This is a genomic window from Streptococcus thalassemiae, assembly GCF_903645285.1.
GTDB classification, from domain to species: Bacteria; Bacillota; Bacilli; order Lactobacillales; family Streptococcaceae; genus Streptococcus; species Streptococcus thalassemiae.
In genome coordinates, this window is sequence record NZ_CAHJXN010000004.1 from 82,941 (window position 1) to 94,459 (window position 11,519).

Annotated in this window: 12 protein-coding genes and 1 pseudogene; 6 read left to right on the top strand and 7 right to left on the bottom strand. The window is 38.2% G+C overall.

Annotated features, from left to right (window positions below):
* The first annotated feature begins 19 nt into the window (after positions 1–19).
* Entirely contained in the window at positions 20–217 is a 198-nt protein-coding gene (locus HWX15_RS10040; RefSeq protein WP_254867368.1) for a hypothetical protein, read from the top strand.
* 122 nt (positions 218–339) lie between these two features.
* Here HWX15_RS10040 and HWX15_RS07980 read toward each other — a convergent pair whose 3' ends face one another.
* Positions 340–2,010, bottom strand: coding sequence for a formate--tetrahydrofolate ligase (locus HWX15_RS07980; RefSeq protein ID WP_153219561.1), 1,671 nt, complete (start codon positions 2,008–2,010; stop codon positions 340–342).
* A 232-nt stretch (positions 2,011–2,242) separates the two neighbouring features.
* Between HWX15_RS07980 and coaB the strand changes: the two genes are divergently transcribed.
* From coaB to HWX15_RS08005, 5 genes are all read left to right on the top strand, one after another.
* On the top strand, positions 2,243–2,932 hold the full coding sequence (gene coaB / locus HWX15_RS07985; protein WP_175880783.1) for a phosphopantothenate--cysteine ligase: 690 nt from the start codon (positions 2,243–2,245) through the stop codon (positions 2,930–2,932).
* A gap of 11 nt (positions 2,933–2,943) precedes the next feature.
* Positions 2,944–3,495 carry a phosphopantothenoylcysteine decarboxylase gene (gene coaC / locus HWX15_RS07990; protein ID WP_173212546.1) on the top strand — a complete coding sequence of 184 codons (552 nt, stop codon included), beginning with the start codon at positions 2,944–2,946 and terminating at the stop codon, positions 3,493–3,495.
* A complete protein-coding gene (locus HWX15_RS07995) occupies positions 3,479–4,042 on the top strand; it encodes an ECF transporter S component (protein ID WP_000747412.1) in 564 nt (187 codons plus the stop codon). The genes coaC and HWX15_RS07995 overlap by 17 nt, the downstream gene beginning before the upstream one ends.
* A gap of 175 nt (positions 4,043–4,217) precedes the next feature.
* Entirely contained in the window at positions 4,218–4,745 is a 528-nt protein-coding gene (locus HWX15_RS08000; RefSeq protein WP_175880784.1) for an ECF transporter S component, read from the top strand.
* Between the two features lie 11 nt (positions 4,746–4,756).
* Complete coding sequence (locus HWX15_RS08005; protein ID WP_000159189.1) at positions 4,757–5,272, top strand: transcription repressor NadR; 516 nt, start codon at positions 4,757–4,759, stop codon at positions 5,270–5,272.
* Here the strand turns inward: HWX15_RS08005 and HWX15_RS08010 are convergent.
* The 6 genes and pseudogenes from HWX15_RS08010 to HWX15_RS08035 form a co-directional block, all read right to left on the bottom strand.
* A pseudogene (locus HWX15_RS08010) lies at positions 5,269–5,436 on the bottom strand (8-oxo-dGTP diphosphatase); the annotation flags it as partial. The gene HWX15_RS08005 and the pseudogene HWX15_RS08010 overlap by 4 nt on opposite strands.
* Before the next feature lie 102 nt (positions 5,437–5,538).
* Complete coding sequence (locus tag HWX15_RS08015) at positions 5,539–6,306, bottom strand: class I SAM-dependent methyltransferase (protein ID WP_175880785.1); 768 nt, start codon at positions 6,304–6,306, stop codon at positions 5,539–5,541.
* A 206-nt stretch (positions 6,307–6,512) separates the two neighbouring features.
* Complete coding sequence (locus tag HWX15_RS08020; protein WP_175880786.1) at positions 6,513–6,980, bottom strand: 8-oxo-dGTP diphosphatase; 468 nt, start codon at positions 6,978–6,980, stop codon at positions 6,513–6,515.
* A 23-nt stretch (positions 6,981–7,003) separates the two neighbouring features.
* The gene (locus tag HWX15_RS08025) at positions 7,004–8,077 is read right to left on the bottom strand and encodes a PIN-like domain-containing protein (protein ID WP_254867369.1); all 1,074 of its coding nucleotides are present in this window, start codon (positions 8,075–8,077) and stop codon (positions 7,004–7,006) included.
* Between the two features lie 388 nt (positions 8,078–8,465).
* Positions 8,466–10,454 (bottom strand): excinuclease ABC subunit UvrB, encoded by a 1,989-nt coding sequence (uvrB, locus tag HWX15_RS08030; RefSeq protein WP_175880787.1) that lies wholly within the window; start codon positions 10,452–10,454, stop codon positions 8,466–8,468.
* Positions 10,455–10,530: 76 nt separating this feature from the next.
* Positions 10,531–11,484 carry a CPBP family intramembrane glutamic endopeptidase gene (locus HWX15_RS08035; RefSeq protein ID WP_175880788.1) on the bottom strand — a complete coding sequence of 318 codons (954 nt, stop codon included), beginning with the start codon at positions 11,482–11,484 and terminating at the stop codon, positions 10,531–10,533.
* Between the last annotated feature and the right edge of the window lie 35 nt (positions 11,485–11,519).

Here is an 11,519-nt window from a genome sequence, read left to right on the forward strand (position 1 = left end):
GAAAGAGGACTAATACTCAATGAAAATCAAAGAGCAAACTAGAAAGCTAGCCGCAGGTTGCTCAAAACACTGTTTTGAGGTTGTGGATAGAACTGACGTAGTCAGCTCAAAACACCGTTTTGAGGTTGTGGATAGAACTGACGTAGTCAGCTCAAAACACCGTTTTGAGGTTGCAGATAGAACTGACGTAGTCAGTAACATCTATACGGCAAGGTGAATCTGACGTAGTTTGAAGAGATTTTCGAAGAGTATAATTCTTATTGATGAACTGCTTGCAGTCTGAGAAAAAATGAGCTTGGATTAAAATCTCCAAACTCATTTAAAGTCAATTGCAATATACTAGAACAAGCCTAATACTGTTCCATCGCTTTCAACATCCATGTTGAGAGCAGCTGGTCGTTTTGGAAGTCCTGGCATGGTCATGACATCACCAGTTAATGCAACGATAAAGCCTGCACCTAATTTTGGTACCAATTCACGAATGGTAATTTCAAAGTTTTCAGGTGCTCCAAGTGCATTTGGATTATCTGAAAAACTGTATTGAGTTTTAGCCATACAGATTGGCAATTTGTCCCAACCGTTTTGAACGATTTGGGCGATTTGTGTTTGAGCTTTCTTCTCAAAGTTTACTTTGCTACCACGGTAGATTTCAGTAACAATCTTTTCAATCTTTTCTTGGACAGAAAGGTCATTATCATACAAACGTTTGTAGTTAGCTGGGTTTTCAGCGATAGTCTTGACAACCGTTTCAGCAAGCGCTACTCCACCTTCTGCACCATCAGCCCAGACACTTGCCAACTCAACTGGTACATCGATTGAGGCACAAAGCTCTTTCAAGGCTGCGATTTCTGCTTCAGTATCAGAGACAAATTCATTGATTGCTACGACTGCAGGTACTCCAAATTTACGGATATTTTCAACGTGGCGTTTCAAGTTAGCAAAACCTGCACGAACCGCCTCCACATTTTCTTCTGTCAAAGCGTCTTTAGCTACACCACCATTCATCTTAAGGGCACGAAGGGTTGCGACGATAACAACTGCATCTGGAGATGTTGGCAAGTTTGGTGTCTTAATATCAAGGAATTTCTCAGCACCAAGGTCTGCACCAAAACCAGCTTCAGTAACTGTGTAATCAGCCAAGTGAAGGGCTGTGCTTGTTGCCAAGACTGAATTACATCCATGAGCAATATTAGCAAATGGACCACCATGTACAAAGGCAGGCGTTCCATAAATTGTCTGAACCAGGTTCGGCTTAATAGCATCCTTCAAGATCAAAGCTAAGGCACCTTCAACCTGCAAATCACCTACAGAAACAGGGGTACGGTCATAGCGATAACCGATAACGATATTAGCCAAACGGCGTTTCAAGTCCTCGATGTCTGTTGCCAAGCAAAGAATTGCCATGATTTCGGAAGCAACTGTAATATCAAAGCCATCCTCACGTGGAATACCATTTAGAGGGCCACCAAGTCCAACGGTCACATGGCGAAGGGCGCGATCATTCAAGTCCACAACGCGTTTCCAGAGGATACGACGTTGGTCAATTCCCAACTCATTCCCTTGGTGCAAGTGATTGTCAATCAAGGCTGAAAGCGCATTGTTAGCAGTTGTAATAGCATGCATGTCTCCAGTGAAGTGGAGGTTGATGTCTTCCATTGGTAGCACTTGGGCATAACCACCACCAGCAGCACCACCCTTAATCCCCATTACTGGACCAAGAGATGGTTCGCGGATAGCAATCATTGTTTTCTTGCCAATCTTATTCAAGGCATCCGCAAGACCAATAGTAATAGTTGATTTCCCTTCACCTGCAGGCGTTGGATTGATGGCAGTAACCAAAATCAATTTACCAACTGGATTACTCTCAACTGCACGAATTTTATCAAAGCTGAGTTTAGCCTTGTACTTTCCATACAACTCCAAATCATCGTAAGAAATACCCAGTTTCTCTACAACATCAACGATTGGCTTCAACTCAATACTCTGTGCGATTTCAATATCTGTTTTCATTCAAAACTCCTCTAACCTCTTATATGATAATTCATTATAACACAAAACAAGATTTTTAACATCCCAAAACTCTCTAAACGTTCGTAAATATCCCTATTTTTGAGGTTTTTAGAGTCCTTTCTTAAATTTTATATGGCTTTATAGTTTTAAACTATAGTAGATTCTTATTATTTTTTATATATATTCAAGCGCTTTCTTTTGCTTATTATTTTTTTTTTGGTACAATGGTGCTATGAAAATTTTAGTTACATCGGGCGGTACCAGTGAAGCTATCGATAGCGTCCGCTCTATCACTAACCATTCTACAGGTCGCTTGGGGAAAATCATCACAGAAACCTTGCTTGCTGCAGGGCATGAAGTTTGTTTAATTACGACAAAACGAGCTCAGAAGCCAGAAGCTCACCCTAATCTAAGCATTCGAGAAATTACCAATACCAACGACCTTCTACTGGAAATGCAAGAACGGGTTGCAGATTATCAGGTTTTGATTCACTCAATGGCTGTTTCTGACTACACTCCTGTTTATATGACAGGGCTTGAGGAAGTTCAGGCTAGCTCCAATCTAGAAGAATTTTTAAGCAAGCAGAATCATCAGGCCAAGATTTCTTCAACTGATGAGGTTCAGGTTTTGTTCCTTAAAAAAACACCCAAAATCATCTCTCTAGTCAAGGAATGGAATCCTGCTATTCATCTGATTGGTTTTAAACTACTAGTTGATGTATCTGAAAATCATCTAATTGACACTGCTAGAAACAGTCTTATCAATAATCAAGCAGACCTAATCATTGCAAATGACCAGACTCAAATTTCAACAGACAAGCATCGAGCAATCTTTGTTGAGAAAAATCAGCTTCAAGTAGTCCAGAGTAAAGAAGAAATTGCAAAACTCCTCCTTGAAAAAATTCAAGCCTACCATTCTTAGAAAGGAAAGCTATGGCAAACATTCTCTTGGCTGTAACGGGGTCTATCGCCTCTTACAAGTCGGCAGATTTAGTCAGTTCTCTAAAAAAACAAGGTCATCAAGTCACGGTTTTAATGACTCAGGCCGCTACAGAGTTTATCCAACCTTTGACACTACAGGTCTTATCACAGAATCCTGTCCACCTTGATGTCATGAAGGAACCCTATCCTAATCAGATTAATCATATCGAACTTGGAAAAAAGGCAGATTTATTTATCGTAGTCCCTGCAACAGCTAACACAATTGCAAAGCTAGCCCACGGCTATGCTGACAACATGGTAACCAGCATAGCTCTAGCCTTGCCCAAAAATATTCCTAAACTCATCGCACCAGCTATGAATACAAAGATGTATGACCATCCAGCAACTCAGGCTAATCTGAAAACATTAGAAACCTACGGCTATCAGCTGATCGCTCCTAAGGAATCCCTCCTAGCTTGTGGAGACCACGGACGAGGAGCTTTAGCTGACCTCACAATTATTTTAGAAAGAATAAAGGAAACTCTCGATGAAAAAACGCTCTAATATTGCACCTATTGCTATCTTTTTTGCAACCATGCTCGTGATACACTTTCTGAGCTCACTTATCTTTAACCTTTTTCCATTCCCAATCAAACCGACTATCGTTCATATTCCTGTCATTATTGCCAGCATTATTTACGGTCCACGCGTTGGGGTTACACTTGGATTTTTGATGGGGCTACTTAGCTTAACTGTTAACACGATTACAATTCTACCGACAAGTTACCTCTTCTCCCCATTTGTACCAAACGGAAACATCTACTCAGCTATCATTGCAATTGTCCCACGTATTTTGATTGGTTTGACTCCTTATCTAGTCTATAAACTGATGAAAAACAAGACAGGTCTGATTCTAGCTGGTGCCCTGGGTTCACTTACCAATACTGTCTTTGTCCTTGGTGGAATTTTCTACCTTTTTGGAAATGTTTTTGATGGTAATATCCAAAAACTCCTAGCAACTGTTATCTCAACAAATTCGATTGCCGAATTAGTCATTTCCGCAGTTCTAACCCTAGCCATTGTTCCAAGACTACAGACTTTGAAAAAATAAAAACATCTCCACTTTCAAACCTGAAGGTGGAGATTTTGCTCTATACAGTTTCTTTTTAATGAAATCTTTACTAACTTTTAACTAAAAAATGATCTATAAACCCAAGTAAATTCTTGCTTTATTGTCTGGTTTATTGTACTATACTAGTGTATATACAGTTAAAAAGGAGATTCTTATGAACACACGGAAAAAGACACAATTTATGACAATGACAGCCCTCTTAACGGCTATTGCAATTTTGATTCCAATTGTTATGCCTTTCAAGATTGTCATTCCGCCTGCTTCTTACACTTTGGGGAGCCACATCGCTATTTTTATCGCCATGTTCTTGTCGCCCTTGATGGCAGTTTTTGTCATCCTAGCCTCTAGTTTTGGATTTTTGATGGCTGGCTATCCCATAGTTATCGTTTTTCGAGCTTTTTCCCATATCTTTTTTGGGACTTTGGGAGCTCTTTACCTACAAAAATTCCCCGATACTCTAGATAAACCAAAAGCTTCCTGGATTTTCAACTTTGTTTTGGCTGTTATTCATGCCCTTGCTGAAGTATTGGCCTGTGTCCTTTTTTACGCAACTTCTGGTACCAATGTAGAAAATATGTTTTATGTTCTCTTTGTGCTAGTTGGATTTGGTACAATTATCCATAGTATGGTAGACTATACATTAGCACTAGCTGTCTATAAAGTGCTTCGAAAACGCCGTTAAAAGGAAGAACTATGACAAAAGATCGCAAACAAGCCCTTCTCCAACTCTTGAAAGAAGCTCCAAAAGCCCTCAATGGCCAAAGTTTGGCGGAACATTTTCATGTCACACGTCAGGTCATTGTGCAGGACATTGCAATTTTGAGAGCCGATGGCGCTCCTATCCTATCCACTAATCGTGGCTACGTCTATAAGCAAGTTGATGTCAATCCATACGTCCACAAACTTTTCAAAGTCAAACATGAAGTTGAAGAAATCGGTCAAGAACTCCTTGCTATCGTAGATAATGGAGGGCGTGTCCAGAACACCTTGATTGACCATCCCGTTTATGGAGAAATTGAAACCTTGCTGAAACTGTCTTGCCGCAGAGATGTGCAACATTTTCTAGAACAAGTCGAGCATTCTGACTTTAGACCTCTATCTGAATTGACAGATGGCATCCATTACCACCTAGTCGAAGCCGAAACACAACAAGACCTCCACTATATCGAGGAGGCCTTGGATCAGCTAGGTTATTTAGTAAAAGATTAGAAAATTTTCTTTTCCCAATCATCTTCTGTACGGTGGCGGTAGAAAAATTCAGATTTGTCAGGATCTTCCATCATCTCCATCAAGGGTAACATATCATAGGCCAGATCCAAGTTTGGAATCTGGTCTTTTTGCACCCAAGAAACTTCTCCAAATCCAAAAGATTGAGACTTTTATATAGAATCAGCTATAGCATGCTCTAAAGACTATCCGCTTGATTTTATATCGAAAAGCTTCTCCATAATTTTTCACAATTCTTTCCCTTAACTTTATTTTCGAGCGATAAACATTCCATATTCTTTAGGAATAATCAACATACCATTATTAAACTCAGTTTCCAACCTTTTACGAATTATTTCCTCTTCTAGCGAACCTATTTCTGAAATTCCTTTAAAGGATTGGATGTATTGAACTAGATCATCTATTCTAGTTACCTGTAACTCATCATCATAGAGTAATGTATCGACAGAGTTAAAATACCTACTCAGGTACCTTTTACCATTTTGTAAAGTAAACGTTTTATTTTCTAAATCTTGATTAACCTCATATTTAAATAAACTTGCCAAATAATCTACAACTCCATTTTCACCAAATGTAGCACAGTAAAAAATTCCGCCTGTTTTTAAGACTCTATTCACCTCAGAGAGCGCTTTAGGAATATCATTTACATGATGTAGAAGCATATTAGCAATAACAATATCAAAGGTTTCATTCTCAAAAGAAATCTTTTGAATATCCATTATTTCATAGTTAACATTGTCTCTATTTCCAATCACTGATCTCGTTGTTCTCACCATATCTTTAGAAAAATCTGTAATAACCAACTGCTTCATTTTATCTATAGAATCACTATTACTTTTCCACAGTTCTCCTGTACCACATCCCAATTCTAGAACATTTACTTCATCAGCTATTTGGTAGTTAGAAAATATCCAATTGTTAAATCCTAATTTATTTTTCGAATACTTCTTATGTATGCTTACTCTAATATCAAGATTATCTTGTTTTGCATATTGTTCAATTACTTTATCATCCATTTTCTGGTACTTCCTTTCATATTTTAAGATTATACCATAAAATAAAACAATCTCCGATTTCAACATTGAAGGTGGAGATTGTTCAAAATATAGATCGAAAAGAATAATAAGAAATTTAGAGATATTCAGTTGACTTACACCACCATACTTAGCCTATATTTCAGTACCTTACTTTAAAAGATAACATCTATCAACTAATCATAGAACTAAAAAATTTCTTTCTCCCAATCGTCTTCTGTACGGCGAGGATAGAAAAATTCAGATTTGTCAGGATCTTCCATCATCTCCATCAAAGGTAACATATCATAGGCCAGATCCAAGTTTGGAATCTGGTCTTTTTGCACCCAAGAAACTTCTCCCTCTTCTGAAGAGCGAAGGGTACCAGAGAACTCAGTCGCCTTATAACAAATGACAATGTAGCGCCCACCTGTATCTAGTGGCCAATTTTTAATGCCGACAAGTTGAGGATTTTGAATAGTCAATCCTGTTTCTTCGTAGATTTCACGAATGACAGACTCCGCAAAAGCCTCACCATTTTCAACATGACCTCCAGGAAAGGCATAACCTGACCAGCGATTGGTTTCAGGAGCGCGATACTGCATCACCACGCGCTGAGTTTCGAGGTCTTCAATCAGACAAATATTTGTTAAAATCGTTAATTGGGAACGGGACATAAATTTACTCGCTTTCTAAATATTTAAATATAGAAATCAAGTATTTCTATATCATCAAAAACATCAAAATCCAAGTCATAAATAAATGATATTTCAAAAGTAGCATCTAATTCTGATGACTCATACTCAAATTCTGTATCTCCAACTTCTTCGTAGAAAGGGCTCTTGGTAACAATATTAAAGTCTATATTCACATCAATGCTTGCTTTACACTTAATTTCATAAAAGTCATCTTCAAATGTGTATTCTTCAATCTCCACTCCTGTAATCGTTACATATTCAAATTCTCCCCAACCTAAATCACCATAGTCATTTTCAAAATTCATGTTTGGCAGTTCACTTTTTAAGTATTCCTCTATTACATCACTAATTCCATAATCATTTTCTACAATTTTTAATAATTCAGAAACATCTGTGACTTTTCTTCTTTTGATTACAGATGATATACTACTTATTGATTGAGAAGGCGATTTTACTAAAGGTTTTACTGTACTATCATTTAGAGAAGGTGATACTATTTTAGCAAAATCTAGTAGTGTATCACTAATAGATTTTGCTACTTGAGATGATACTTCCTCTTGTGAGAATTGTTTCATGAATTCCAGTTCATCCATTAAATAAAAATCTGCTCCAGTCTCATTTTTCATTTCCTCAATAAGTTCAATCCTTGGACCAATAATCTGATATTTCTCCTTACCATTTCCATCATTTCCAACACAAACTTTATAGTTTAAATCGGTTTTACTATCCTGTTTTCCATCAGAGGTTACAAAAATTACATGTTTGATTCTATCTTCCTTTGCTTTGCTAATTATATCCTTCCAAATAATTAAATCTCCAAACTTTTGTTGGTACTTTATACCATTATAACTTCTTGATAATTTTTTATTAGCATCATTAAAACCAGGTGGTATCCCATTTTTATATCTTTCTTCTCCCTCCTTTTCAATTTTTGTAATCATATCTTGAGTATATCGCTCTCCTGTTTTACTCTCCATAATTTGAATCAAAATTTTAAAGGTATTTTTTTGATTATCGCTAATTGATGAAATCTTTTCAATAAGTTTGGCTTCTATGTCAAGTTTATCGGAATTCAATAAATTTGATAAGAATGTAGTTAATTCGTTTTGTTGTAAATCATTTCTAAAGGTGAGACTTGAAAATAGCTTTTTGAATCCGACTTCACCTTATTCCAATTCTTGCTGAAATCATTTTTAAACTTTGTCACATTTATTTCATTCAATAACAATGTTTCGGATTTATGAAAGTGGAATTCTAAAGCTACAAGATATGGAATATAAATTTTATCTTGTACTTTGAATTATCTCAAAATATTCTTTTGATGCTTCTGGTGTAAACCTAAATACACAATGAATTAGTATCAAACACAATAATTGTATTTTCATTTGTCATATTTTCTTTATTAAATGGTTCTCTGTAAAAACCATAAAATTCTTCTTTATAGTCCATCTTTTTTCTATCTCCCTAATCCAAGGCCTTTACTTCCAGCATCATATCACGAATCTGTGCTGCTAGTTCAAAGTCAAGCACTTCGACGGCTTCTTGCATTTGTTTTTCGAGTTTCTTGACTAGTTCTTTGCGCTCTTGCTTATTGAGGCTATTGATATCAACTTCCTTGTCTTCTTCCTTAGCAACTGCCTTGGTTACGGCAATCAGGTCACGGATTTCTTTCTTAATGGTTTGTGGCACGATACCATGTTCTTCATTATAGGCCATCTGGATTTTGCGACGACGGGCCGTTTCATCGATAGCACGTTGCATAGACTGGGTCATAGTATCTGCATACATGATAACATGCCCTTCGCTGTTACGGGCAGCACGGCCAATGGTCTGGATAAGGCCACGTTCATTACGAAGGAAACCTTCCTTGTCAGCATCGAGAATGGCAACCAAGCTCACTTCAGGAACATCAATCCCTTCACGGAGGAGGTTGATTCCGACCAAGACATCAAAGACACCCAAGCGCAGGTCACGGATAATCTCAGTCCGCTCCAATGTCTTGATATCCGAGTGCATGTACTTGACCTTGATACCCATTTCCTTGAAGTAGTCGGTCAAGTCTTCTGCCATCTTCTTGGTCAAGGTTGTGATAAAGGTACGCTCGTTCTTTTCAACACGGGCATTGATTTCACCTAAAAGGTCATCAATCTGTCCCATTGTCGGACGGACTTCCACCTCAGGATCCAAAAGACCTGTCGGACGAATGATTTGCTCAATCACTGTCTCGGTCTGTTCATTTTCATAGTCACCAGGTGTCGCTGAAACGTAAACAATCTGATGCACATGGCTTTCAAACTCTTCACGACGGAGAGGTCGATTGTCCAAAGCTGATGGCAAACGGAAACCATAATTAACCAGCATTTCCTTACGCGAACGGTCCCCATTGTACATGCCCTTGATCTGCCCCATAGTCATGTGACTCTCGTCAATCATAATCAAAAAATCATCTGGGAAGAAGTCGAGAAGCGTATAAGGAGGCTCACCTTCGCTACGACCATCCATGTGACGAGAATAATTTTCAACCCCGTTAGTATAGCCCATCTCACGCAACATTTCAATATCATACTCTGTCCGCTGTTTCAAACGCTGGGCTTCAAGTAATTTACCTTCCTTTTCAAAGATAGCTAACTGCTCCTCCAACTCGGCCTGAATCTTGGCAATGGCAACTTCCATGTGGTCATCATTGGTCACAAAGTGAGTAGCTGGGAAAATAGCCAAATGATCCACTTCTCCTAAGACCTGACCTGTCAGAGCCTCAACTTCACGAATACGGTCAATTTCGTCTCCAAAAAATTCTACTCGAAAGGCGTGTTCATCACGAGATGCTGGGAAAATCTCCACTACATCCCCACGCACACGAAATCTTCCCCGTTGGAAATCAATATCATTACGTTCAAACTGGATATCAACCAAGTCATGCAAGAGTTTATCACGAGAAATCTCTAGACCAGGACGGAGACTCACGACACTATCAGCGTATTCCTTGGGCGAACCCAAACCATAGATACAAGAGACTGAGGCCACGACAATAACATCATTACGCTCCAAAAGGGCTGAAGTCGCTGAGTGACGGAGCTTGTCAATCTCGTCATTGACAGAACTATCCTTCTCAATATAGGTATCGCTTGAAGGTACATAGGCCTCTGGCTGGTAATAATCATAGTAGGATACGAAGTACTCAACAGCATTTTCAGGGAAAAATTCCTTAAACTCCCCATAGAGCTGTCCTGCTAGAGTTTTATTGTGGGCAATAACCAGAGTTGGTTTATTGACTTTGGAAATGACTTGACTCATGGTATAGGTCTTCCCTGTACCAGTCGCCCCCATCAGAATCTGAGCTTTTTCTCCCCCCTCGATATTATCAACCAACTGCTCAATAGCTTGAGGTTGGTCTCCTGAAGGTTGATATTTTGATACTAGTTTAAATTGATTATCTGTAATGCGGTTAATCATAAGAATCCTCTCTCCATGTGCTATTCCTATTTTAGCATACTTGTAGCATTTTCACGAAGAAAAGGACGGACCGAAGTCACATCCTTTCATTTTCTTTCTTTAATTGATAAGCGAGATAAAGAATCAGCAGAAACAAAATAATACTGGACACGATGGAACCCTCAATACCAAAAGACCCACCAGATAGCCAGTCTTGATTGCCTTGTGGAGTAAATTTCATGATTGATGTTCCTGAAGACTGACCACTAACTAATACTCCAAAGAGGTTTCCCTGTGCGAAATTCCAAGCTCCATGAATACCACCTATACCCCATATAGTATCTGTTTTAAGAAGATATAGGGACATGGCAACTCCGAATAAAAAGAGATCAATTGCAGATAAGAAAGTTATGCCTGGATTTCCTAAATGAAGTAAGGTAAAGAGACTACTAGATATGATAATAGCGACTTTAATATTGGTTCTCTTAGCCAATTGTGGAATCAGCCAAGCACGAGTAACCAATTCTTCTGCCGTTCCTTGTAAAATCCAAAATGGAATGGTAAAAATGACAAAGATAAGCGAATAAGTATCCAAGTGAATGGAGTCAAATTGATACTGCCCCAACACTACTAGTCCAGCCAAAGCAAGTATAAAGAGGGATAGACCAAGACCGTATCCTTTAAATAAGGCACTTAAAAAATTTTCTTTATAGAATCCCAAGGTTCGAATCGGTCTTTTCTCTACTTTTCTAGTCCATCTAAACACAGTTAAGATGATAAAACCAAAGGACAGTAAATCTAAAATTAAATGAAAGTCACTTGTTTTATCCATCAAGCTCTGATGCAAGGTCTGTAAGTAGCTTGCAAGATTTTGACCAGCCTCTCCAAAATTTCTAAAAAGTCCGATGAGAGCTAACAAACTAATACCATACAGAGTAAAAGCCACAAACTCTCCTATGAAGACAAAAGCAAAGGCTAACAAGGGGCTTGTGTAAATGTTTAAACTCATTTTTGAAGCTTGGAAGTCTTTAAATATTCTTTTGTTCTTCATATCCCCGTCCTCTTTTCTTCTATTATATACTATTA

Bases quoted from the DNA above. Each gene is read 5' to 3' on its own strand.
- HWX15_RS08000 (WP_175880784.1), top strand. From the start codon at position 4,218: ATGAACACACGGAAAAAGACACAATTTATGACAATGACAGCCCTCTTA.
- HWX15_RS07995 (WP_000747412.1), top strand. From the start codon at position 3,479: ATGAAAAAACGCTCTAATATTGCACCTATTGCTATCTTTTTTGCAACC.
- HWX15_RS07980 (WP_153219561.1), bottom strand. From the start codon at position 2,010: ATGAAAACAGATATTGAAATCGCACAGAGTATTGAGTTGAAGCCAATC.
- HWX15_RS08005 (WP_000159189.1), top strand. From the start codon at position 4,757: ATGACAAAAGATCGCAAACAAGCCCTTCTCCAACTCTTGAAAGAAGCT.
- HWX15_RS10040 (WP_254867368.1), top strand. From the start codon at position 20: ATGAAAATCAAAGAGCAAACTAGAAAGCTAGCCGCAGGTTGCTCAAAA.
- HWX15_RS08015 (WP_175880785.1), bottom strand. From the start codon at position 6,306: ATGGATGATAAAGTAATTGAACAATATGCAAAACAAGATAATCTTGAT.
- coaC (WP_173212546.1), top strand. From the start codon at position 2,944: ATGGCAAACATTCTCTTGGCTGTAACGGGGTCTATCGCCTCTTACAAG.
- uvrB (WP_175880787.1), bottom strand. From the start codon at position 10,454: ATGATTAACCGCATTACAGATAATCAATTTAAACTAGTATCAAAATAT.
- coaB (WP_175880783.1), top strand. From the start codon at position 2,243: ATGAAAATTTTAGTTACATCGGGCGGTACCAGTGAAGCTATCGATAGC.
- HWX15_RS08020 (WP_175880786.1), bottom strand. From the start codon at position 6,980: ATGTCCCGTTCCCAATTAACGATTTTAACAAATATTTGTCTGATTGAA.
- HWX15_RS08035 (WP_175880788.1), bottom strand. From the start codon at position 11,484: ATGAAGAACAAAAGAATATTTAAAGACTTCCAAGCTTCAAAAATGAGT.